The organism is Streptomyces sp. 8N616 (assembly GCF_052246385.1).
Taxonomy (GTDB): Bacteria; Actinomycetota; Actinomycetes; order Streptomycetales; family Streptomycetaceae; genus Streptomyces.
Map to the genome: position 1 here is coordinate 23,025 of NZ_JBQQBY010000028.1, position 22,107 is coordinate 45,131.

23 protein-coding genes and 3 tRNA genes are annotated in these 22,107 nt (G+C 71.6%); 19 read left to right on the forward strand and 7 right to left on the reverse strand.

Translation table 11 applies throughout. The annotated features are described in order from the left end of the window. Positions 1–132 precede the first annotated feature (132 nt). The 6 genes from ACTWQC_RS24280 to ACTWQC_RS24305 all read left to right on the forward strand — a co-directional run bounded on the left by ACTWQC_RS24280 (position 133) and on the right by ACTWQC_RS24305 (position 3,542). Positions 133–312 (forward strand): hypothetical protein, encoded by a 180-nt coding sequence (locus ACTWQC_RS24280; RefSeq protein WP_443317911.1) that lies wholly within the window; start codon positions 133–135, stop codon positions 310–312. Positions 313–428: 116 nt separating this feature from the next. Continuing rightward, positions 429–1,211 (forward strand): fumarylacetoacetate hydrolase family protein, encoded by a 783-nt coding sequence (locus ACTWQC_RS24285; RefSeq protein ID WP_443317912.1) that lies wholly within the window; start codon positions 429–431, stop codon positions 1,209–1,211. Beyond that, positions 1,204–2,700: a glutamate--tRNA ligase gene (gene gltX / locus ACTWQC_RS24290; RefSeq protein ID WP_443317913.1), complete on the forward strand. Its 1,497-nt coding sequence runs from the start codon at positions 1,204–1,206 to the stop codon at positions 2,698–2,700. The genes ACTWQC_RS24285 and gltX overlap by 8 nt, the downstream gene beginning before the upstream one ends. Positions 2,701–3,217: 517 nt before the next feature. Beyond that, a tRNA-Gln gene (locus tag ACTWQC_RS24295) sits at positions 3,218–3,289 on the forward strand. A 41-nt stretch (positions 3,290–3,330) separates the two neighbouring features. Beyond that, positions 3,331–3,403 (forward strand) — tRNA-Glu (locus ACTWQC_RS24300). A 66-nt stretch (positions 3,404–3,469) separates the two neighbouring features. Beyond that, a tRNA-Glu gene (locus tag ACTWQC_RS24305) sits at positions 3,470–3,542 on the forward strand. 144 nt (positions 3,543–3,686) lie between these two features. On the opposite strand, the gene ACTWQC_RS24310 is transcribed toward ACTWQC_RS24305, so the two are convergent. Then, positions 3,687–4,328, reverse strand: coding sequence for a MerR family transcriptional regulator (locus ACTWQC_RS24310; protein ID WP_443317914.1), 642 nt, complete (start codon positions 4,326–4,328; stop codon positions 3,687–3,689). A 96-nt stretch (positions 4,329–4,424) separates the two neighbouring features. Here ACTWQC_RS24310 and ACTWQC_RS24315 point away from each other — a divergent pair, with 96 nt between their 5' ends. Next, a complete protein-coding gene (locus ACTWQC_RS24315; protein ID WP_443317915.1) occupies positions 4,425–4,916 on the forward strand; it encodes a DUF4188 domain-containing protein in 492 nt (163 codons plus the stop codon). A 52-nt stretch (positions 4,917–4,968) separates the two neighbouring features. Here the strand turns inward: ACTWQC_RS24315 and ndgR are convergent, their stop codons facing one another. Then, positions 4,969–5,685, reverse strand: a complete 717-nt coding sequence (gene ndgR, locus ACTWQC_RS24320) for an IclR family transcriptional regulator NdgR (protein ID WP_443317916.1) — start codon at positions 5,683–5,685, stop codon at positions 4,969–4,971. A 181-nt stretch (positions 5,686–5,866) separates the two neighbouring features. On the opposite strand from ndgR, the gene leuC reads away from it, so the two are divergent. From leuC to ACTWQC_RS24340, 4 genes are all read left to right on the forward strand, one after another. Further along, positions 5,867–7,297 carry a 3-isopropylmalate dehydratase large subunit gene (gene leuC, locus ACTWQC_RS24325; protein WP_443317917.1) on the forward strand — a complete coding sequence of 477 codons (1,431 nt, stop codon included), beginning with the start codon at positions 5,867–5,869 and terminating at the stop codon, positions 7,295–7,297. 5 nt (positions 7,298–7,302) lie between these two features. Then, entirely contained in the window at positions 7,303–7,896 is a 594-nt protein-coding gene (gene leuD / locus ACTWQC_RS24330; RefSeq protein ID WP_443317918.1) for a 3-isopropylmalate dehydratase small subunit, read from the forward strand. Positions 7,897–8,011: 115 nt separating this feature from the next. Beyond that, the gene (locus ACTWQC_RS24335) at positions 8,012–8,239 is read left to right on the forward strand and encodes a hypothetical protein (RefSeq protein ID WP_443317919.1); all 228 of its coding nucleotides are present in this window, start codon (positions 8,012–8,014) and stop codon (positions 8,237–8,239) included. A gap of 146 nt (positions 8,240–8,385) precedes the next feature. Beyond that, positions 8,386–9,024: an HU family DNA-binding protein gene (locus tag ACTWQC_RS24340; RefSeq protein ID WP_443317920.1), complete on the forward strand. Its 639-nt coding sequence runs from the start codon at positions 8,386–8,388 to the stop codon at positions 9,022–9,024. Between the two features lie 162 nt (positions 9,025–9,186). Here ACTWQC_RS24340 and ACTWQC_RS24345 read toward each other — a convergent pair whose 3' ends face one another. Next, on the reverse strand, positions 9,187–9,390 hold the full coding sequence (locus ACTWQC_RS24345; RefSeq protein WP_443317921.1) for a hypothetical protein: 204 nt from the start codon (positions 9,388–9,390) through the stop codon (positions 9,187–9,189). Positions 9,391–9,400: 10 nt separating this feature from the next. Continuing rightward, positions 9,401–10,066 (reverse strand): 2-phospho-L-lactate guanylyltransferase, encoded by a 666-nt coding sequence (gene cofC / locus ACTWQC_RS24350; RefSeq protein ID WP_443317922.1) that lies wholly within the window; start codon positions 10,064–10,066, stop codon positions 9,401–9,403. A gap of 149 nt (positions 10,067–10,215) precedes the next feature. Here cofC and ACTWQC_RS24355 point away from each other — a divergent pair, with 149 nt between their 5' ends. Genes ACTWQC_RS24355 through ACTWQC_RS24365 form a run of 3 tightly spaced genes read left to right on the forward strand, consistent with a single transcriptional unit; the run spans position 10,216 to position 13,218 of the window. Beyond that, entirely contained in the window at positions 10,216–11,016 is an 801-nt protein-coding gene (locus ACTWQC_RS24355) for a lysophospholipid acyltransferase family protein (RefSeq protein WP_443317923.1), read from the forward strand. Further along, positions 11,013–12,041: an NAD(P)H-dependent glycerol-3-phosphate dehydrogenase gene (locus ACTWQC_RS24360; RefSeq protein WP_443317924.1), complete on the forward strand. Its 1,029-nt coding sequence runs from the start codon at positions 11,013–11,015 to the stop codon at positions 12,039–12,041. Before ACTWQC_RS24355 ends, ACTWQC_RS24360 begins: the two co-directional genes overlap by 4 nt. A gap of 34 nt (positions 12,042–12,075) precedes the next feature. Then, complete coding sequence (locus tag ACTWQC_RS24365; RefSeq protein WP_443317925.1) at positions 12,076–13,218, forward strand: D-alanine--D-alanine ligase family protein; 1,143 nt, start codon at positions 12,076–12,078, stop codon at positions 13,216–13,218. 72 nt (positions 13,219–13,290) lie between these two features. On the opposite strand, the gene ACTWQC_RS24370 is transcribed toward ACTWQC_RS24365, so the two are convergent. Next, complete coding sequence (locus ACTWQC_RS24370) at positions 13,291–13,794, reverse strand: DUF3515 domain-containing protein (RefSeq protein WP_443317926.1); 504 nt, start codon at positions 13,792–13,794, stop codon at positions 13,291–13,293. A gap of 20 nt (positions 13,795–13,814) precedes the next feature. Then, on the reverse strand, positions 13,815–14,048 hold the full coding sequence (locus ACTWQC_RS24375; protein ID WP_064070330.1) for an Lrp/AsnC family transcriptional regulator: 234 nt from the start codon (positions 14,046–14,048) through the stop codon (positions 13,815–13,817). A gap of 191 nt (positions 14,049–14,239) precedes the next feature. Here ACTWQC_RS24375 and ACTWQC_RS24380 point away from each other — a divergent pair, with 191 nt between their 5' ends. Beyond that, the gene (locus tag ACTWQC_RS24380; RefSeq protein ID WP_443317927.1) at positions 14,240–15,208 is read left to right on the forward strand and encodes a thiamine-phosphate kinase; all 969 of its coding nucleotides are present in this window, start codon (positions 14,240–14,242) and stop codon (positions 15,206–15,208) included. Positions 15,209–15,238: 30 nt separating this feature from the next. Continuing rightward, complete coding sequence (gene thiD, locus ACTWQC_RS24385) at positions 15,239–16,105, forward strand: bifunctional hydroxymethylpyrimidine kinase/phosphomethylpyrimidine kinase (protein ID WP_443317928.1); 867 nt, start codon at positions 15,239–15,241, stop codon at positions 16,103–16,105. An 87-nt stretch (positions 16,106–16,192) separates the two neighbouring features. Here thiD and rpmB read toward each other — a convergent pair whose 3' ends face one another. Further along, positions 16,193–16,378 (reverse strand): 50S ribosomal protein L28, encoded by a 186-nt coding sequence (gene rpmB / locus ACTWQC_RS24390; RefSeq protein ID WP_009714771.1) that lies wholly within the window; start codon positions 16,376–16,378, stop codon positions 16,193–16,195. A gap of 241 nt (positions 16,379–16,619) precedes the next feature. Between rpmB and ACTWQC_RS24395 the strand changes: the two genes are divergently transcribed. The 3 genes from ACTWQC_RS24395 (at position 16,620) to ACTWQC_RS24405 (ending at position 22,085) form a co-directional block, all read left to right on the forward strand. Next, positions 16,620–19,088 (forward strand): DAK2 domain-containing protein, encoded by a 2,469-nt coding sequence (locus ACTWQC_RS24395; protein WP_443317929.1) that lies wholly within the window; start codon positions 16,620–16,622, stop codon positions 19,086–19,088. Between the two features lie 71 nt (positions 19,089–19,159). Continuing rightward, positions 19,160–21,376: an ATP-dependent DNA helicase RecG gene (recG, locus tag ACTWQC_RS24400; protein ID WP_443317930.1), complete on the forward strand. Its 2,217-nt coding sequence runs from the start codon at positions 19,160–19,162 to the stop codon at positions 21,374–21,376. A 190-nt stretch (positions 21,377–21,566) separates the two neighbouring features. Beyond that, entirely contained in the window at positions 21,567–22,085 is a 519-nt protein-coding gene (locus ACTWQC_RS24405) for a hypothetical protein (RefSeq protein WP_443317931.1), read from the forward strand. Positions 22,086–22,107 lie beyond the last annotated feature (22 nt).

The following is a 22,107-nucleotide window of genomic DNA, read 5'->3' on the forward strand; positions in this document are numbered from 1 at the left end:
GCCGGTCTGCTGGTGAGCAAAATCACACGAAGATCAAGGCTTCTTCCGGCGAGCTGCTGGGAATGGCGCGTCTAGCCTGACGCTTTACACAGACAGGCAAAACGACAAGCGACCGACGCGAGGCACACACCGGTGAAGACGACGATGCTGTTCCGCAACATAGCCAACCCGCGACGCACCACTCTGGCGCACCTCGAGGATGCCGAAGAGCTGCAGGCCGTGGGCGCCGAGGCGCCGGAGCACAGCGTCGAGCTGCCGGCGCAGACGGCCAACCCGCGCCGCACGGTCCTGATGGACGCCCCCGAGAGCTGACGCGGCCCCGGCGAGAGCCGAGGCGCACCCGGCCGGCGAGCGACCGGCCGGGCCTCGCCCCCGCGATAGCCTGGAGTGTCAGTCTCCAGCAGTGATCAGAGGGGCAGCGGCTACCCGTGCGCATCGCCAGGTTCTCCATCGACGGCAACGTCGCCTTCGGCGTGGTGGAGGGTGACCCCTCCTCCAAGGAGGGGCCCGTACTCGACATCATCAAGGGCCACCCCTTCGCCGAGTTCGAGCGCTCGGGGCAGAAGATCCCGCTCAGCAAGGTCCGGCTGCTGCCGCCCGTGCTGCCCAACAAGGTCGTCGCGATCGGCCGCAACTACGCCGAGCACGCCGGCGAGCTGGGCAACGAGGTCCCTGACGTACCCGTCGCCTTCTTCAAACCGTCCACCACGGTGATCGGCCCGGGCGACCCCATCGCGTACCCCTCGTTCTCCAGCGAGCTGCACCACGAGGCCGAGCTGGCCGTGGTCATCGGCCGGATGTGCCGCGAGGTCCCGCGCGACCGGGTCCAGGACGTCATCCTCGGCTACACCTGCGCCAACGACGTCACCGCACGGGACGTCCAGAAGCGCGAGTCGCAGTGGGCCAGGGCCAAGGGCTTCGACACCTCCTGCCCGCTCGGCCCCTGGGTGGAGACCGAACTCGACCCCAGCGACCTCGGCATCATGTGCACGGTCAACGGCGAACAGCGCCAGCTGGGGCGTACGAGCGACATGGTGCGCTCGATCGCGGACCTGATCGTGCACATCACCGAGGCGATGACGCTGCTCCCCGGCGACGTCGTCCTCACGGGCACCCCGGCAGGGGTCGGCCCGATCAACGTCGGCGACGAGGTCGCCGTCACCATCGAAGGCATCGGCACTCTCACCAACAAGGTGATCAAGCGTGGCTAGCGCACCGGCAGCATCCCCCGCGTCTTCCGTACGCGTACGTTTCTGTCCCTCGCCGACCGGCAACCCCCACGTGGGCCTGGTCCGCACCGCCCTCTTCAACTGGGCGTTCGCCCGCCACCACGGCGGCACCCTGGTCTTCCGCATCGAGGACACCGACGCGGCCCGCGACTCCGAGGAGTCGTACGAGGCGCTGCTGGACGCGATGCGCTGGCTGGGCTTCGACTGGGACGAGGGCCCCGAGGTCGGCGGCCCGCACGCGCCGTACCGCCAGTCGCAGCGCATGGAGGTCTACGCCGACGTCGCCCGCCGGCTCCAGGAGCGCGGTTTCGCCTACCCGTGCTACTGCACCACCCAGGAGCTGGACGAGCGCCGCGAGGCCGCCCGCGCCGCAGGCAAGCCCTCCGGCTACGACGGCAAGTGCCGTGATCTGCGGCCCGAGCAGATCGAGGAGTACGAGCGCGAGGGCCGTACGCCGATCATCCGCTTCCGGATGCCCGACGAGCCGATCACCTTCACCGACCTGGTGCGCGGCGAGCTGACCTTCACCCCGGAGAACGTCTCCGACTACGGGATCGTCCGGGCCAACGGCGCCCCGCTCTACACGCTGGTCAACCCGGTCGACGACGCGCTGATGGAGATCACGCACGTGCTGCGCGGCGAGGACCTGCTGTCCTCCACCCCGCGTCAGATCGCGCTGTACGCGGCGCTCGCCGAGATCGGGGTGGGCAACGGCACCACCCCGCAGTTCGGGCACCTGCCGTACGTCATGGGCGACGGCAACAAGAAGCTCTCCAAGCGCGACCCGCAGTCCTCGCTCAACCTCTACCGCGAGCGCGGCTTCCTGCCCGAGGGCTTGCTCAACTACCTTTCGCTGCTGGGCTGGTCGCTCACCGAGGACCGCGACATCTTCTCGATGGACGAGATGGTCGCCGCCTTCGACATCAAGGACGTCAACGCCAACCCGGCGCGTTTCGACATCAAGAAGGCCGAGGCGATCAACGCGGTGCACCTGCGGGAGCTGGCGCCCGACGAGTTCGTCCGCCGCCTGGTGCCGTACCTCTTCGACGAGGAGCCGACCGCCGAGCAGCTGGAGCTGCTGGCCGAGGCGGCGCCGCTGACCCAGGAGCGCATGGTCGTCTTGAGCGAGGTCAGGGGCATGCTCGGCTTCCTGTTCGTGAAGCCTGAGGACTTCCGGGTGGACGAGACCGACGCGGCGAAGGTGCTGAACCAGGACGCGGCGCCCGTCCTGGACGCGTCCGTCAAGGCCCTGGAGTCCCTGGGGGAATACACCGCAGAGCCGATCCAGGCCGTGCTGCGCGAGGCCCTGGTGGACGGTCTGGGCCTCAAGCCCAAGCACGCCTTCACGCCGCTGCGGGTCGCCGTCACCGGCCGCCGCGTCTCCCCGCCGCTCTTCGAGTCGATGGAGCTGCTGGGGCGCGAGGAGACGCTGCGCCGGCTGCGCGCGGCGCTGGACGCGATCACGGCGTAAGGCCGCTTGCGGTCAAAGGGGGTGGCAGCGGGAAGGCTGCCACCCCTTCGGCATATTGCTCTGCTGCTCCTTCGGCAGGCGGTGCCGTGCCCGCAGTTTTACGTCTCCCCACTCGCGCGAGAGCTCCCCGAAGACGCCCGCCCGTCGTCCGCCGCGGCCGCCACGGCATCGGCGAAATCCGGTGTCCGGCTCAGAAAGCGCGCGCGTCCCCGGCCGCCTCGTAGACCGTCCAGCTCGTCAGCTCGCCGGTCACCGTCAGAGCCGTTCCAGCCGGTCGGCGGTGACCGGGCATGGCCCGGTCACGGCCAGACAGTGTGATCCGTGCCTCGCGGACCGTGTCGCCGCTGCCCGCCGACCCACGCAGCAGTGGTCGGCCTGGCGGCGGCCGTCGCGGGGCGATACCCGTTTTGGAGCGCCGTCCGCGATCAGGTAATGTTCTTCCTGCGCCGCCGGGCGGGCCGCGAGGCCGGGCCGGGGCGCAACCCGAACAAAACCCCCACAGGGGGTTGCGTTTTGGTGGGGTATGGTGTAATTGGCAGCACGACTGATTCTGGTTCAGTTAGTCTAGGTTCGAGTCCTGGTACCCCAGCAAGAGTTCCGGTCACGAAGCTCTTGATCACGAAGTGCCAAGCCCCCGTTGTGTAGCGGCCTAGCACGCTGCCCTCTCAAGGCAGTAGCGCCGGTTCGAATCCGGTCGGGGGTACAGATCCTTCCTTCCGCCACCATCCGGGTCGCTCCCGGAGGCGGCGATGAGTAAAGGATCGCCAGGGCCCCCGTTGTGTAGCGGCCTAGCACGCCGCCCTCTCAAGGCGGTAGCGCCGGTTCGAATCCGGTCGGGGGTACGCGGAGCGAAGCCTCCCGCAGTACGGCTGCGGGAGGCTTTCGTATGTCCCCGGCGTGTATGGGGCATCGGCGGCCCGGCTGATTCAGGCTCAGTTGGTCCGGGCTCGAAGTGAACGCCTTCCTCGCGGGAGGCTTTTCGCGTGTCAGGGCGCGAACCGCCGCGCCGACTCCTCCGCGTGCGCCATCCGCCGCAGGCTCAGCAGCACCGGCTCGTACAGCACCGTCAGCGCCACCGCCGCCTCCACCTGCTCGGCGGGCCCCTCGTACTCCTCCACCAGGTCCAGGTCGTGGACGGCGACTCCGGCCGCGGCGCGCGCGTAGTTCGCCAGGTGTGCGGGGTCGCAGGGGTAACCGAGGCGCTCCAGGGCGGCGACCGAGGCGACCAGCGTGCCGTGGGCGGGGGAGGGCTGCCCGCCGCTCTCGTCATGGCGCCAGCCGAGCTCCCGCAGCACCTCGGCCACGGTCGCGCGCGCCGTCTCCGTCGCGGGGTCCTCCGCGTCCGGCTCCGGCCCGTGCGGCAGAGCCCACGTCGCCGCGCCGAGCCGCATGTGCTGGTCCAGCGACTCGTCGTCGACCGCGGCGAGCACCTCGCGGGCCGTGGCCACCGGCATCCGGCCGACCTGGATCAGCGCTCGTACGAGACGGAGCCGGCGCAGGTGCTCCTCGCCGTACTCGGCCTGGGTGGCGGTGATCCGGCGGCCCGGCGGCAGCAGGCGCTCACGCAGGTAGTACTTGATCGTCGCCGTCGGGGCCCCGCTCCGCTCGCTCAGCTCCGCCAGCCGCATCGCCCTTGCACCTTTCCTTGGGGAGTGGCACTATCCAAGCATGGATAGCGCCGCTATCCAAAGCCGGAGTGACCAGGAGTGACAAGGGGAGAGATCATGAGCGACAAGCCGATTCCAGGACGCCGGACCGCGGCCGCGGACGGGGACATCACCGTTTTCCACATCGGTATGCGTATCAACCGCCTTCGCGCCGTGCGCAGTTGGTGGCCCGTCTTCACCGCGATGCCGCGGATGCTGAAGGAGCTGTCGGACAAGGACAGCGGGATGCTGGGATTCCGCATCCTGCTGGGCGGCCCGCGTGTGCTGTACCTGGTGCAGTACTGGGACTCGCACGAGAAGCTGATCGCGTACGCCGCGGACCCGGGCAAGGAACACCGGCCGGCGTGGGCCGCGTTCAACCGCCGCATGCGGGAGGGCAAGGGACACGTCGGCTTCTGGCACGAGACGTACGTCGTCCCGGCCGGCTCGTACGAGTCCGTCTACGTCAACATGCCGGAGTTCGGACTGGGCGCGGCCACCGGCACGGAGCCGGTGGGCAGGCGCGGAGAACGCGCCGCGGAGCGGCTGAAGCTGAACTCGGCCGCCTGAGCTGAAGCTGAACTCGGCCGCCCGAAGCCGGACGCCGGCCCGGAGCTGCGACTCAGCCGCTGCGCCGCAGGGCCTCGCTCAGCCGCGCGGCCGCGTCCACGACCGCCTGGGCGTGCATCCGGCCCGGGTGGCGGGTCAGCCGCTCGATCGGTCCGGAGACCGAGACGGCGGCGACCACGCGGTTGGACGGGCCGCGCACCGGCGCGGAGACCGAGGCCACGCCCGGCTCCCGCTCGCCGATGGACTGAGCCCAGCCACGGCGCCGTACGCCCGAGAGCGCGGTCGCCGTGAAGCGCGCGCCCTGGAGGCCGCGGTGCAGCCGCTCCGGCTCCTCCCAGGCCATGAGGATCTGCGCCGCCGAGCCGGCCTTCATGGGCAGCGTGGAGCCGACCGGCACGGTGTCCCGCAGTCCGGACAGCCGCTCGGCCGCGGCCACGCAGATCCGCATGTCGCCCTGGCGCCGGTAGAGCTGGGCGCTCTCCCCGGTCATGTCCCGCAGGTGCGTGAGCACGGGCCCTGCCGTGGCCAGCAGCCGGTCCTCGCCGGCGGCCGCGGCCAGCTCGGCGAGGCGCGGTCCCAGGATGAAACGCCCCTGCATGTCACGCGCCACCAGGCGGTGGTGCTCCAGGGCCACCGCGAGCCGGTGCGCCGTGGGGCGGGCGAGACCGGTCGCGGCGACGAGCCCGGCCAGGGTGGCCGGACCTGATTCGAGGGCGCTGAGAACCAGCGCTGCCTTGTCGAGAACGCCGACACCGCTAGAGTTGTCCATGCAACGATACTCACGTCTCACTCTGTGAAACGCAAGTTCAATTTTCTGCGGAACACGTCACTCTTGAGTGGCGGGTCGCAGACCACGCCCCGCAGGCGCCGCCCGGAATACGGATACGGGGTCGGGCCGGGGCCCAGGGAATCGAGCAGGGCCGGCGCAGCAGCCGGCCGGAGGGAAAGCGATGGGACGGACACTCGCGGAGAAGGTCTGGGACGACCACGTCGTCCGGCGCGCCGAAGGCGAGCCCGATCTCCTCTTCATCGATCTGCACCTGCTGCACGAGGTGACCAGCCCGCAGGCGTTCGACGGGCTCCGCAAGAGCGGCCGCCAGGTCCGGCGCACCGATCTCACCATCGCCACCGAGGACCACAACACCCCCACCCTTGACATCGACAAGCCGATCGCCGACCCGGTCTCGCGTACGCAGCTGGAGACGCTGCGCAAGAACTGTGCCGAGTTCGGCGTGCGGCTGCACCCGCTGGGCGACGTCGAGCAGGGCGTCGTCCACGTCGTGGGACCGCAGCTGGGACTGACCCAGCCCGGCACGACCGTGGTCTGCGGCGACAGCCACACCTCCACCCACGGCGCGTTCGGCGCGCTGGCCTTCGGTATCGGCACCAGTCAGGTCGAGCACGTGCTGGCCACCCAGACGCTGCCGATGGCCCCCTTCAGGACCATGGCGATCACAGTCGAGGGCGAGCTGCCCGAAGATGTCACCGCCAAGGACCTGATCCTGGCGATCATCGCGCGCATCGGCACCGGTGGCGGCCAGGGCTACGTCATCGAGTACCGCGGCTCGGCCATCGAGCAGCTGTCGATGGAAGCCCGGATGACCATCTGCAACATGTCGATCGAGGCGGGCGCCCGGGCGGGCATGATCGCCCCGGATGAGACCACCTTCGCGTACCTGAAGGACCGGCCGCACGCCCCCAAGGGCGCCGACTGGGACGCCGCGGTCGACTACTGGCGGACCCTGCGCACCGACGACGACGCCGTCTTCGACCACGAGGTCGTCGTCGACGCCGCCGAGCTCGCGCCGTTCGTCACCTGGGGCACCAACCCGGGCCAGGGTGCGCCGCTGTCGGCCGCCGTGCCCGACCCGGCCTCGTACGAGGACGCTTCGGAGCGCTTCGCCGCGGAAAAGGCCCTGGAATACATGGGGTTGACGGCGGGTCAGCCGCTGCGCGAGATCTCCGTCGACACCGTCTTCGTAGGCTCGTGCACCAACGGCCGGATCGAGGACCTGCGCTCGGCCGCGTCGGTGATCGAGGGCCGCCAGGTCGCCGACGGCGTCCGGATGTTGATCGTTCCCGGCTCCGTACGTGTCGCGCTGCAGGCCGTCGAGGAGGGCCTGGACAAGGTCTTCACCGCTGCGGGCGCCGAGTGGCGACACGCGGGCTGCTCGATGTGCCTGGGTATGAACCCGGATCAGCTGAAGCCGGGCGAGCGCTCCGCCTCCACCTCCAACCGCAACTTCGAGGGACGGCAGGGCAAGGGCGGCCGCACCCATCTCGTCTCCCCGCAGGTGGCCGCCGCCACAGCCGTCCTGGGGCACCTCGCCTCCCCGGCCGACCTGTCCGACGTCGACGCACGCACGCCCGCGGGGGTCTGAGAATCATGGAAGCCTTCACCACGCACACCGGCCGTGCCGTCCCGCTGCGTCGCAGCAACGTCGACACGGACCAGATCATCCCGGCCCACTGGCTGAAGAAGGTCACCCGCGACGGCTTCGAGGACGGTCTCTTCGAGGCCTGGCGCAAGGATTCCGAGTTCGTGCTGAACCGCCCGGAGCGGCAGGGCGCGACCGTGCTCGTCGCGGGGCCCGACTTCGGCACCGGATCCTCCCGCGAGCACGCGGTCTGGGCGCTGCAGAACTACGGCTTCAAAGCCGTGATCTCGTCTCGCTTCGCCGACATCTTCCGCGGCAACTCGCTCAAGAACGGCCTGCTCACGGTCGTGCTGCCGCAGGAGACGGTGGACAGGCTGTGGGAGCTGAGCGAGGCCGACCCGACCGCGGAGATCACCGTCGACCTGGTCGCGCGGCAGGTCCGAGCCGAGGGCGTCAGCGCCGAGTTCGAGCTCGACGAGAACGCCCGCTGGCGGCTCCTCGAGGGTCTCGACGACATCAGTCTCACTCTCACGAACGAAGCCGACATCGCGGCGTACGAGGCCGGCCGCCCGTCCTTCAAACCGCGCACGCTAGAGGTCTGATCAGCACGGATTCCGCACTGCGCCCCCTGCCGCACGGCAGGGGGCGCAGTGGCGTGTGAGGCTGGCGTTGAAACCCCGCCAAGCGACAACTCGCCCCAGGTGGCACAATCGGTGCATGGACCGCGAAAGCCAACTCGAGCTTCACCGGCTCGTCGCGGTCCGGCTCAAGGAGGCGCACACCAGGGTGCGCTCCCTGCAAGTCCCGGAGGACGTGCGTATGGCGCTGTCCCGGAAGCTGCTGATCATCACGTCCGCGGCCAAGCGCGATCTCGCCGGTGCGGCAAGGCGTCTGGACCGCTTCATGAAGGACATCGACGAAGGCCGCTTTCCCGAAGGGGGCTGAGGCCCTACCGAGCCGGCGCGACGGTCGAGTCGGTTGCGGCACAAGGGTGATTAGCCCGTTTCGTGTTTGATTTGCGGTATATATCTGCCTAACGTGCGAAAAGGCTTGAACAGTTTCGTTCCGGCAATGTCTCCGAAGGGGAAGACGTGAACAAGGCGCAGCTCGTAGAAGCGATTGCCGACAAGATGGGCGGCAGGCAGAACGCCGCCGAGGCTGTCGACGCGGTACTGGACGCGATCGTGCGTGCAGTTGTCTCCGGGGAACGGGTCTCGGTCACCGGCTTCGGCTCGTTCGAGAAGGTGGACCGCCCCGCCCGGTACGCCCGGAACCCGCAGACCGGCGAGCGCGTCCGGGTCAAGAAGACCTCGGTGCCCCGCTTCCGCGCGGGTCAGGGCTTCAAGGACCTGGTCAGTGGCTCCAAGAAACTGCCGCGGGGCGGCGAGGTCGCCGTCAAGAAGGCGCCCAAGGGCAGCCTCCAGGTCGCGGCGGCCAAGAAGGCCGTCACCAAGAAGGCGGCCGCGAAGAAGGTCACGGGGAAGAAGGCCGCACCGGGCAAGAAGGCCGCGGCCAAGAAGGCCCCCGCGAAGAAGGCCCCCGCGAAGAAGGTGACCGCGAAGAAGGCCCCGGCGAAGAAGACCACCGCGAAGAAGACGACGGCCAAGAAGGCCGCGGCGAAGAAGACCACCGCGAAGAAGGCCCCGGCCAGGAAGGCCGCGGCCAAGAAGGCTCCGGCGCGCAAGACCAGCGCCCGCAAGACCACCGCGAAGAGGGCGGCAGCAAGGTAGTAACTCCTTAAGCGCCGGGCCGGACTCCCCTCGGGGAGCCCGGCCCGCGGTGTGTCCGGGGGCTTACGGGGACCCGGTGCGTGTACGAGGACCCGGCGCGCGTGCGGGAACCGGGCAGGCCGACCGTTTCAGAGGGCCTGCAGCTTCAGAGGGTCTCCAGTTTCAGAGGGTCTGCAGTGTCACCAGGGCGATCCGGCGGCCCGCGCCCTCGCCCTCCACCTCGATCCGCACCCGCTGACCGGGCCGCAGCAGCCGCAGCCCGCCCGCGTCGAACGCCGCCGCGTCGAAGGCCAGCGGAGTCCCGTCGTCGAGCAGCACGCTGCCGCTCCGGGTCTCGGAGTCGTACGTGAACGCGGTCGCCTGCATGCGCTTCAGCCTAGTCCGTGATCAGCAGCCCGGCCGCAGCGGCCGCCGTCCTCGGGCCCACGCCCAGTGCCAGCGCCGCGAGCAAGTCCTCGCGGGTGTCCACGTCGCGCCGTACGGACTCCACTCCGTCCAGCAGGATCTCGCGCGCCCCGGAGGCCCTGTGCCGGTCTCGCGAGGGCCCTCCGAACGCCGGGGCCAGGTCCACCCCGCGCGCTGCCGCCAGAAATGTCGTGCCGATCCCCGCCGCATCGGCCAGAAACGTCCGCGGAAATGCCCCTGCCGCCGCCAGAACGCGGGCCAGCTCGGCAGGGCGCAGTGCCGGCAGGTCGGCGTTGAGCGCCGCCACCCGCGACTCCGGGCGCTCACCCCGCACCCACCGCGCTCCGTGCGCGAGCGCCGCGTTCAGCCCCGCTCCCGGGGCGTCCGGCAGGGTACGGGCGCCGAGCGCGGACAGTTCGGCACGCGCGAGCGGATCGTCGGTGACCACCACCACATCCCGTACGTCCGCACAGCCGAGCGCGGCGGCCACCGTGTCCTGGGCGAACGCGAGCGCGAGGCCGGGGCGCAGGCCGGCCCCCGCCGCCTCCGCGAGCCTGCTCTTGGCCAAGGACAGCGGCTTGAGGGGCACCACAAGGGACCATCCGCCGCCCGCCGCGGCCTCTCCGACTCTTCGCATCGCCCTCATTCTCGCCTGCCACGGAATACGCCCTCGCAGCCGCCCGGGAGCAGCGGGGTTACGGTGTTCTCGACAGACCGGGACCCTGGGGCGACACTTGTGCGGCTGTCCGTCCGCAGCTCAGCAGGTCCCACGAGGAGGGTGTCCGAGTGTCCCGCCGCAGAATCGGCTTCTGGTACCGCCTGGCCGCGGTCATCGCAAAACCGCCGCTGGTGGTGCTGTTCAAGCGGGACTGGCATGGAATGGAGCACATTCCGGCCGACGGTGGATTCATCACGGCGGTCAATCACAACTCGTATCTCGACCCGCTGTCGTATGCGCACTTCCAGTACAACAGCGGACGCGTCCCGCGATTCCTCGCAAAGGCCGGACTCTTCAAGGCGCCGTTCGTCGGCGCGATGCTCCGCGGAACCGGCCAGATCCCCGTCTACCGCGAGTCCACCGACGCCATAGACGCCTTCCGGGCCGCCGTCGACGCGATCGAGCGCGGCGAGTGCGTGGCCTTCTACCCCGAGGGCACCCTCACCCGCGACCCCGACCACTGGCCGATGCTGGGCAAGACCGGCGCTGCCCGCGTCGCGCTGCTCACCAAGGTGCCCGTCATCCCCGTCGCGCAGTGGGGCGCCAACCACGTCATGCCGCCGTACGCCAGGGAGAAGAAGCTGCGCCTCTTCCCGCGCAAGACGCTGCGCGTGAAGGCCGGTCCGCCGGTGGACCTCTCGGCCTACTACGGGCTCGAGCCGACCGCCGAGGTGCTGCGCGCCGCCACCGACAAGATCATGGCGGCGATCACGGAACTCCTCGCCGATCTGCGCGACGAGCCCGCGCCCGCCGAGCCGTACGACCACCGTCGCGCCCGCGCGGAACAGCGCAGGAAGGCGCGGCAGCAGGCGGCGGAGAAGCAGGCCGCGAAGGAGAAGGCGGCGAAGGAGCAGGGGGAGAGCAAGTGACGCGCTGCGCCGTCTTCGGCACCGGATCCTGGGGCACGGCCTTCGCGATGGTGCTCGCCGACGCGGGCTGCGAGGTGACCCTGTGGGGCCGCCGCGCCGAGCTGGCCGAGGCCATCAACACCGGCCGTACGAACCCCGACTACCTCCCCGGGACCGAGCTGCCCGCCTCCGTGACCGCCACCACCGACCCCGCGGAGGCCGCCCGCGGTGCCGAGTTCACGGTCCTCGCCGTGCCCTCCCAGACGCTGCGCGGCAACCTCGCCCGGTGGGCGCCGCTGCTGCCCGCGGACACCGTGCTCGTCAGTCTCATGAAGGGCGTCGAACTCGGCACCGCCAAGCGCATGAGCGAGGTCGTCGAGGAGGTGGTCGCCAAGGCCTCCGCTGCGGGCCCCCCCGACGAAGTCAGGAGGAGGGTCGCCGTGCTCACCGGGCCCAATCTCGCCCGGGAGATCGCCGCCCGGCAGCCCGCCGCGGCCGTCGTCGCCTGCATCGACGAAGCGGTGGCCCAGCGCCTCCAGACCGCCTGCCACACCCCGTACTTCCGCCCGTACACCAACACCGACGTGGTCGGCTGCGAGCTGGGCGGCGCGGTCAAGAACGTCATCGCGCTGGCGGTCGGCATCGCCGACGGCATGGGGCTCGGCGACAACGCCAAGGCCTCCCTCATCACCCGCGGACTGGCCGAGACCACCCGGCTCGGTCTCGCGATGGGCGCGGTCGCGCACACCTTCGCCGGCCTCGCGGGCATGGGCGACCTCGTCGCCACCTGCTCATCCCCCCTGTCCCGCAACCACACCTTCGGCACCAATCTCGGCCGGGGCATGACGCTGGAGGAGACCATCGCGGTCACCAGCCAGACCGCGGAGGGCGTCAAGTCCTGCGAGTCCGTGCTCGATCTGGCCCGGCGGCACGGCGTCGACATGCCTATCACGGAGACCGTCGTCGGCATCGTCCACGAGGGAAAGCAGCCGCTCGTCGCGCTGAAGGAGCTGATGTCGCGCAGCGCCAAGGCCGAGCGGCACTGACGTGGCCCGAACTGTTCGGTAGGGTCGTCGCGATATGAGCAGCGAGCACTCCTCCCAGAGCCCCAAGCCGCGCGTGGCCGTCGTCTTCGGCGGACGCAGCTCGGAACACGCCATCTCCGTGGTTACCGCGGGCGCCGTCCTGCGTGCCATCGACCGCACGCGGTACGACGTGCTGCCGATCGGCATCACGCCCGACGGCCGCTGGGCGCTGACCGCCGACGCCCCCGAGCGGATGGCGATCGCCGACCGGAAGCTGCCCAGCGTCGAGCAGCTCGCCGAGTCGTCCGAGGGCGCCGTGCTGCTGCCGGTCGACCCGGCCAGCCGCGAGGTCGTCTATACCGAGCCGGGCTCGGTGCCCAAGGTGCTCGGCGAGGTCGACGTCGTCTTCCCCGTGCTGCACGGCCCTTACGGCGAGGACGGCACCATCCAGGGCCTGCTGGAGCTCTCCGGGGTGCCGTACGTCGGCTCGGGCGTCCTCGCCTCGGCCGTCGGCATGGACAAGGAGTACATGAAGCGGGTGTTCATCTCCTACGGGCTGCCCGTCGGCCCGTACGAGGTGATCAGGCCCCGCGAGTGGGAGTGCGATCCGGCCGCCGCCCGCAAGAAGATCGTGGACTTCGCCGGCGACCACGGCTGGCCGGTCTTCGTCAAGCCCTCGCGCGCGGGCTCCTCCATGGGCATCACCAAGGTCGACGGACTCGAGGGCCTGGACGAGGCCATCGAGGAGGCCAGGCGCCACGACCCCAAGATCCTCGTGGAGTCGCTGCTGCGCGGCCGGGAGATCGAGTGCGGAGTGCTGGAGTTCGAGGACGGGCCGCGCGCGAGTGTCCCCGCCGAGATCCCCGCGGTGTCGGCCCACGACTTCTACGACTTCGAGGCCAAGTACATCGACTCCGCTGCGGGAATCGTGCCCGCGCCGCTCACCGAAGAGGAGACCGCGCGCGTCCAGGACCTGGCCGTACGGGCCTTCGACGCCGCCTCCTGCGAGGGCCTGGTCCGCGCGGACTTCTTCCTGCTGGAGAACGGGGAGTTCGTGATCAACGAGATCAACACGATGCCGGGCTTCACGCCGATCTCGATGTACCCGCGGATGTGGCAGGAGAGCGGCGTGAGCTACCCGGAGCTGGTGGACCGGCTGATTCAGGCCGCGCTGCGCCGCCCCACCGGGCTGCGCTGAGCGCGGCTCCCCACAAGCCGTACGGGTGGCTCCCCACAAGCCGTACAGGCCCCGGGCTCCCCGGTCCGGGGCTCACAGCTCCGTCGGCACGGTCTTCTTCACGGCATCCGCGAATTCGGTCAGGGCGCCGGTCTCGGGGGCGTACTTCCCCGGGACCGTCACCTCGACGAACGCCTTGCGCCCCGTGGTGGTGAACCGGAAGCCGTCCTCCTGCTTCTCCAGCAGCCACAGGACGCCGTTGACCTCCACCCCCTCCGCCGTGGGGTTGTAATGTGCACCCCCAGGCGTCAGCAGCTCGGGCCGCGGCACCCCGCAGCGCAGCTGCACCGCGGGGTCGCCCCAGTCCGCGGCGAAGTCGGAATCGGGCCCGTCCTCGCTCCGGTCGAGCCCGTCAACGGTCCTGGGCAGCCGCTGATGCAGCGCCCGGCAGACCTCGGCGACCTGCGCCGACGGCGTGGGAACCGGGCGGGCGCCGTCGTCGTCGGTGAAGGAACAGCCCACGATGCCGGACACGCCGAGTGCGGTCAGGAGCACGGCGGCGGGCAGGCGGAACAGCCGGCGAGGAGAATCACTCACCGGCCGAGCATAGACGGGGGCTACAGATGAACGACCGGGCAGGTCAGGGTGCGCGTGATGCCGTCCACTTGCTGAACCTTCGCGACCACCATGCGACCGAGCTCGTCGACCGTGTCGGCTTGCGCGCGCACGATCACGTCGTAAGGTCCGGTCACGTCCTCGGCCTGGATCACCCCCGGGATCTTGGCAATCGTCTCGGCGACGGTCGACGCCTTGCCGACCTCGGTCTGGATCAGGATGTACGCCTGTACCACGGAACCTCCAGGGCGGCCACGAGGATCATGTGGAGAGAAGGGACGCCACGGTATCGCGTCGCCGAGCGGCACGGGGAGACCCGCGCGGCCCACGGCGTGCTCCGCGCGGCGGACAGGAACGACTTGTTGACGGTACCGACACCATTGTGGGCACGCGAGCGCAATACCACTGGGGCAGAAGGGGCACACCGATGAAGGGCACCGTGGGCGAGCTGGGGGAGTTCGGGCTCATCAGGGAGCTGACCTCACGGCTCACCACCACCCCCGCCGTACGGCTCGGACCGGGGGACGACGCCGCGGTCGTCGCCGCGCCGGACCGGCGGGTCGTGGCCAGTACGGATGTACTGCTGGAGGGTCGGCACTTCCGCCGCGACTGGTCCACGGCGTACGACGTCGGGCGCAAGGCCGCCGCGCAGAACCTCGCCGACATCGCGGCCATGGGCGCCGTACCGACCGCCCTGCTGCTCGGCCTGGTCGTCCCCGCAGACCTGCCCGTGACCTGGACGACCGAGCTGATGGACGGCATCCGCGACGAATGCCAGGTGGCGGGCGCGGCGGTGGTCGGCGGCGACGTCGTACGCGGCGACACCATCACCGTCGCCATCACCGCGCTCGGCGACCTGCGCAACCAGGAGCCGGTGACGCGGGCCGGGGCCCAGCCGGGAGACGTGGTCGCGGTCACCGGGTGGCTGGGCTGGTCGGCGGCGGGGCACGCGGTGCTCTCCCGCGGCTTCCGCTCCCCGCGCGCGTTCGTCGAGGCGCACCGGCGTCCGGAGCCGCCGTACCACGCGGGTCCCGCGGCCGCAGGGCTCGGTGCCACCGCGATGACGGATGTCAGCGACGGACTCGTCGCCGACCTCGGGCACATCGCCGAGGCGAGCAAGGTGCGGATCAACCTGCGCTCCTCGGCGATCGACATCCCCACGCAGATGTCGGACATCGGGCAGGCGGTCGGCGTCGATCCGCTGACCTGGGTGCTGGGCGGGGGAGAAGACCACGCGATCGTGGCGACCTTCCCGCAGGACGTGAAGCTGCCGGCCCGCTGGCGGGTCATCGGCGACGTGCTCAACCCCTCGGCGCTGCCGCAGGTGACGGTGGACGGGGCGCCCTGGGACAAGGCGGGCTGGGACCATTTCGGGGACATCGAGGACGCCCGCTAGACCACCGCTGGACCCACTAGATTCGCCGGTATGCAGAACCATCCACGGGTGCCGCCCCGCGTGCTGACCGTCGCCGGATCCGACTCCGGCGGCGGGGCGGGCATTCAGGCCGACCTCAAGACGATGCTGGCGCTCGGCGTGCACGGCATGAGCGTGCTCACGGCGGTCACGGCCCAGAACTCGCAGGGCGTGCAGGGCGCGTGGGAACTGCCCGCCGATGCCGTACGAGCGCAGTTCCGCAGCGTCGTCGACGACATCGGCGCAGAGGCCGTGAAGACCGGCATGCTCGCCACGGCGGAGCTGGTGGACACGGTCGCGGAGTTGCTGGCGGGCGTCCAAGCGCCGGTCGTCGTCGACCCGGTGAGCGTCTCCAAGCACGGCGATCCGCTGCTCGCCGCCTCGGCGCTCGACTCGGTCCGCACGAAACTGCTGCCGCGCGCGACGGTCGCCACCCCGAACACGGACGAGGTGGCGCAACTCACCGGTGTGCGGGTGTCGGCGGAGGAGGATCTGCGCAGGGCGGCGGAAGCGGTGCTCGAATTCGGCCCGCGCTGGGCCCTGATCAAGGGCGGGCACCTGGACGGCGACGCCGTGGATCTGCTGACGGACGGCGCGGAGGAGCACTGGCTCAGGGCCGGCCGGCTCGACAACCGGCACACGCACGGCACCGGCTGCACGCTCGCGAGCGCGATCGCGGCGCAGCTGGCGAAGGGGCAGTCGGTGCCGGAGGCGGTGACCGCGGCGAAGGAGTACGTGACGGGCGCGATAGCGGCGGGTTTCCCGCTGGGAAGGGGCATCGGCCCCGTGGACCACGGCTGGGTTGTGGGCAGCCGTTCCGCAGGGCGGAACGGGTGGGCACAACCCGACCACCGGCCCGCACCCGAACGCGAAACGTGAACCGGAACGACCCCAACGCAAAAAGCCGGCCCACCGCGAGGTGGACCGGCTCAGGCAACCGGCGAGGGCTGCGCTACGACGGAAACGTCAGCGCGAGACCTTGCCCGCCTTGATGCACGAGGTGCAGACGTTGAGCCGCTTCGGCGTCCGCCCGACCACAGCGCGCACCGTCTGGATGTTGGGGTTCCAACGACGGCGAGTACGGCGGTGCGAGTGCGAAATGTTGTTGCCGAAGCCCGGCCCCTTGCCGCAGACGTCGCAGTTGGCAGCCACGGGTCACTCCAAAGACTTCAGATGCACTTACAGTGAAATCCGGCGTCGCCGAGATCAGTCGCTGACCGGCAGTGCCAGGTGGGAAATGCCCGATTCTCATCGGGCAACCGGAGCAGCATACAACGACCGCTTCCGTACAACGAAACTACCATGGTCGGCCGGGCCCCCGCCCCTGGCAGGCCCCGGCCCCGCGGCTACCCTGCGGAGCAATTCCCTCCGCCCCGGTCCGAGGAGGACGCAGGTGCCGCACACCCTCGACGCCACCACGGTACGTACGTGGTGCGGGCTGGCCCTCGAGGCTCTGGGCCAGGCCCGTGAGGGAATCGACGCGATCAACGTCTATCCGGTCGCGGACGGGGACACGGGCACGAATCTCTATCTCACGCTCGAGTCGGCGGCGCAGGCCGTCGACGCGGTCTTCGCGGCCCATGCGGCGGTGGCCGACGAGGAAGGCCCCGCGCTCCCCGACGCCGTACGCGCCATGGCCCACGGCGCGCTGATCGGTGCGCGCGGCAACTCCGGCACGATCCTCGCGCAACTGCTGCGCGGCATGGCGGAGGTGCTGGCCGCGGCCGCGTCCGAGGGCGGCGCCCCCTCGGCTCGGTCCGCCGCATCCGCTCCGTCCGCCGCTCCGTCCACCGCTCGGTCCGCTTCGTCCGCCGCGGACGCGGAACTGCTGCGTCGGGCGCTGCGCCGGGCCGCAGAGTCCGCCTACGAGGCCGTCGCGCACCCGGTCGAGGGCACGGTCCTCACGGTGGCGGGCGCCGCGGCCGACGCGGGCGAGCGCGCGGTGGGCGGTGCGGCGGACGTGGCGCGCGCTGCGTACGAGGGGGCGTGTGCCGCCCTTGACGCGACTCCCGCGCAGCTCGACGTCCTGGCCACTGCCGGAGTGGTCGACGCGGGCGGCTGCGGCCTCGTCACCGTTCTGGGCTCCCTGGTCGAGGCCGTGACGGGCGAAACGGCCATGGGCCCCATCGGAGCGGTCCCGGCCCCGTACGGGGGAACCGCCTCCCGCCATCCCACGGCGGCGGCCAGTCGGCTGCCTGCCGGGGCCGGAAGCGCCGCGGCGTCATCGAGAGGCGGGGACACGGCAGCTGCCCCGGCGGGCGACCGCCACGCCACAGCCGCGGCCCCGGCCCCGAGGCGTGCCGAAGCTGCTGCCCCGGGGTGTGCCGAGGCCGCGGGCCGGGGGCGCGCCGACGCCGCCTCAGGGAGCGCCGGCGCCGCGGCCGGGCTGCCGGGCCCGACGGGGTCGACAGTCCGCGGGGCAGTCGGCGCCGCTGCCCGCGAGCCGGGCACCCGGCGGGACGCCGCGTCCGCCCGGTCCCCCGTGTCCGGTCTCGCGGACGGAGGCTCGGCGGAGGAGTCCACTTCTGCCGTCGCAGCGCCCGCCCTCCTCGACGGCGAAGAGGTCACCGATTCCCCCGGCAAGGCGCCCGACGCTGCCTTCGGCGTCCCCGGTGGGGGTTCCGCCGGAGCGGAGGCCGCATCTTCCGAGGGTTGCTCGGCCGCCGCGTCCAGCGGGGCGGGCGACGCCCGCCGGCCCGTCGTCCATGACACCGACGCCGCCTCCGGTCGTCCGGGCGAGGGAACGGGCCTGTGGCCCGCGGCGCCCGAGGAGCAGGGCCCGGCGGGCTCGGCCTGCGCGCCGCCCGCCGTGGGTGCGGACGCCGCCACCTCCGTTCCTCAGGGCCGCCCGGACGAGGCACCCGGCGCCGTCTCCGGCCACCCCGGCGAGGGGGCCAGCCCGGGGCCCGCCTACGAGGTGATCTACCTGCTGGAGGCGTCCGACGACGCCGTCGCCGTACTGCGGGAGCGGCTCGACGCGCTCGGGGACTCGCTCGTCGTCGTCGGCGGTGACGGACTGTGGAACGTGCATGTGCACGTGGACGACGCGGGTGCGGCCGTCGAGGCCGGAGTCGACGCCGGGCGTCCGTACCGGATCCGGATCACCCACTTCGGCGCGGTCGCCGTGGCCCCGGAGAGCGCACCGGGCCCACCGGGCCCACCGGGAGCCTCCGGCGCCCCGCGCGAGGAGCACGAGCGCGTGCAGCGCGCCGTCGTGGCCGTCGTACCCGGCGAAGGGCTCGCCGGGCTGTGCCGGGAGGCCGGCGCGACCGTGGTCACCGCGCGCCCCGGGGAGCCGCCCGCCAGCGGAGAGCTCGTGGAGGCCATCCGCCGGGCCCACGCGCGCGAGGTCGTGCTGCTGCCCAACGACCCGGCCCTGCGGCACACCGCCGGCGCGGCCGTCGAGCAGGCGCGCGCCGAGGGCGTACGGGTCGCGCTCATCCCGACACGCGCCGGCGTCCAGGGCATCGCCGCGCTCGCCGTGCACGAGCCGGACCGCCGCTTCGACGAGGACGTCGTCGCCATGACCTCCGCGGCCGGCGCCACCCGGTACGCCGAACTCGCCGTCGCCGAGCGGCAGTCGTGGACCACGGCCGGAGTCTGCGAGGCCGGGGACGTCCTCGGCCTGATCGACGGGGACGTCGCCGTGATCGGCGCCGACCTGTTCGGAACCGCCACGACCGTGCTCGACCGGATGCTCGCCGCGGGAGGCGAGCTGGTCACGCTGGTGCTCGGCTCGGGGATCCCCGACGACCTCGGTGAGCGGCTCGAGGCGCACGTACGGGATGCTCATCTCGCCGTCGACACCGTGGTCTACCGGGGCGGCCAGCCGTCCGTACCGCTGCTCATGGGCGTGGAGTGAGGCGGCGGCCGAGCCGCGCGGGCACGGCTCGGCCGTCGTAGGGGCTCGTTCTGTCACACCGATGGTGTGCAATGGACAGCGTGCCCGCGCTGGATGAATCCCTGAAGAAGACGGTCGGCGGCAACACCGCGAAGGTGATGGCCGACCAGCTCGGCCTGCACACGGTGGGCGACCTCCTCCACCACTACCCGCGGCGGTATGCCGAGCGCGGCGAGCTGACCCGGCTCGCCGACCTCCCCCTCGACGAGCACGTGACGGTCGTCGCGCAGGTCGCCAAGGCGGCGAAGAGGACCTTCAACCGCGGCAAGGGCGTCCGGCTCGAGGTCGTGGTCACCGACGGCAGCGGCTCGCTCACGCTGGTCTTCTTCGGCCGCGCCGCGCACCACCACGAGCGGGAGCTGCTGCCGGGCCGGCGCGGCATGTTCGCGGGCAAGGTCTCCGTCTTCAACCGCGTCCGCCAGCTCGCCCACCCCGACTACGAGCTGCTGGACCGCGCCGGGGGCGCCGACGCGGCCGAGGCGGTGGACGCGTTCGCGGGCCGGCTGCTGCCGCTCTACCCCGCCTGCAAGCAGCTCCCGTCCTGGAAGATCGCCAAGTCGGTGGGCGCGCTCCTGGACACCTTCGAGGCCGACGGCTGGCGGGACCTCGCCGACCCGCTGCCCGCCGGGCTGCGGGAGAGCCGGGGCCTCGCGGCCCTCCCCGAGGCGTTCCGCAAGGTTCACCGACCGCGCACCAAGGCCGATATCGCCGAGGCCCGTGACCGCCTCAAGTGGGACGAGGCGTTCGTGCTCCAGGTCGCCCTGGCCCGCCGCCGGTTCGCGGACGGGCAGCTGCCCGCCGTACCGCGCCTGCCGCGCGAGGGCGGGCTGCTCGACGCCTTCGACGGCAAGCTGCCATTCACCCTCACCGAGGGCCAGCGGAAGGTCTCGCAGGAGATCTTCGGCGACCTCGCCACCGAACACCCCATGCACCGGCTCCTCCAGGGCGAGGTGGGCTCCGGCAAGACCATGGTCGCCCTGCGCGCGATGCTCGGCGTCGTGGACGCGGGCGGGCAGGCCGCGATGCTCGCGCCGACCGAAGTGCTCGCCCAGCAGCACCACCGCTCCATCGTCGAGATGATGGGCGAGCTGGCCGAGGGAGGCATGCTGGGCGGAGCGGAACAGGCCACCAAGGTGGTGCTGCTGACCGGTTCGATGGGCGTCGCGGCCCGCCGTCAGGCGCTGCTCGACCTGGTCACCGGCGAGGCCGGAATCGTCATCGGTACGCATGCGCTGATCGAGGACAAGGTCCAGTTCCACGACCTGGGTCTGGTCGTGGTCGACGAGCAGCACCGCTTCGGTGTGGAGCAGCGGGACGCGCTGCGCTCCAAGGGCAAGCAGCCCCCGCACCTGCTGGTGATGACCGCGACCCCGATCCCGCGCACCGTCGCGATGACCGTCTTCGGCGACTTGGAGACCTCCGTCCTGGACGAGCTGCCGGCCGGGCGGTCGCCGATCGCCAGCCATGTCGTACCGGCCCAGGACAAGCCGCACTTCCTCACGCGCGCGTGGGAGCGGGTGCGCGAGGAGGTCGAGGGCGGGCACCAGGCGTACGTGGTGTGCCCGCGTATCGGCGACGAGGAGGACGACAAGGCGGCGAAGGGGCGGAAGTCGCCTGAGGACGAAGCGGAACGGCGGCCGCCGCTGGCCGTGCTGGAGGTCGCGGAGCAGCTGACGAAGGGGCCACTCGGCGGCCTGCGGGTGGAGATCCTGCACGGCAGGATGCAGCCCGACGCCAAGGACGACGTGATGCGTCGGTTCGCCGCGGGGGAGGTGGACGTCCTCGTCGCGACCACGGTCATCGAGGTGGGGGTGAACGTGCCGAATGCCACGGTGATGGTGATCATGGACGCGGACCGGTTCGGCGTCTCGCAGCTGCACCAGCTGCGCGGCAGGGTCGGCCGCGGCACGGCCCCCGGACTGTGCCTGCTGGTCAGCGACATGCCCGAGGCGAGCCCGGCGCGGGCGCGGCTGGCCGCCGTGGCCGCCACCCTCGACGGCTTCGAGCTGTCCCGGATCGACCTGGAGCAGCGGCGCGAGGGGGACGTGCTGGGACAGGCGCAGTCGGGCGTCCGCTCCTCCCTGCGGATGCTCGCCGTCATCGAGGACGAGGAGGTGATCGCGGCGGCCCGCGAGGAGGCCGTGGCGATCGTCTCCGCGGACCCCGAGCTGACCGGACTCCCGGAACTGCGCACGGCATTGGACGCCCTGCTGGACGCCGAGCGCGAACAGTTCCTGGACAAGGGCTGACGCCCGCGGCGAAGCGACGGGAGCGGCATGCCCCCCCCGCGACAGCGGCATGCGCCCCGCGCGACGGCGGCATGCGCCCCAACCCCCCTTGGCCGCTGGGCCGGTTGTCAGACCCCCTTGGGAGAATGGAGCGAGTCCGAACCGATCCGACCGGTGATCGGCTGACCGTGGACCACAGGGGGCTCAACTCATGGCATTCCGGCATCTCAACGAACTGCCGCTCGGCGACAAGATCTTCCGGATCGAGCTGGCGAGCGACGACGACTCCACCGTCACCATCACCCTGACCGGCTGGCACGAGGACGCCCCGGAGATCCTGCTCGCCTCCGGCGCGCTCACCGTGCCGCTCACCGAGGTCCCGCCCCTCCGCATCGCGCTCAACCGCGCCCTGCGCGCCCTCGCCCTCGTCGCCGACGTCGCCGAGCCGATCCCCGACCGGGACGTCCTGCGCGAGCTGTTCCCCGGCCATGGCGCGCCCTGGGTGCCCCGGCACGAGGAGGACCTCACCCGCCGTTTCCACGACGGCGAGACGATCGCCCGGATAGCCGCCCGCTTCGGCCGTACTCCCGACTCGGTGCGTACGAAGCTCCGCGAGCTCGGCCACGACCCGCGCCGCCCCGAGTACTGCCCGCCCGACGGCTGCCTGTCCTGGTCGCGGTACGCCTCGCCCGCGCTCGTCGGCGGGGCCGAGGATCCGGCACAGGACTGACGGAGACGGCCGGAGGCGTCCG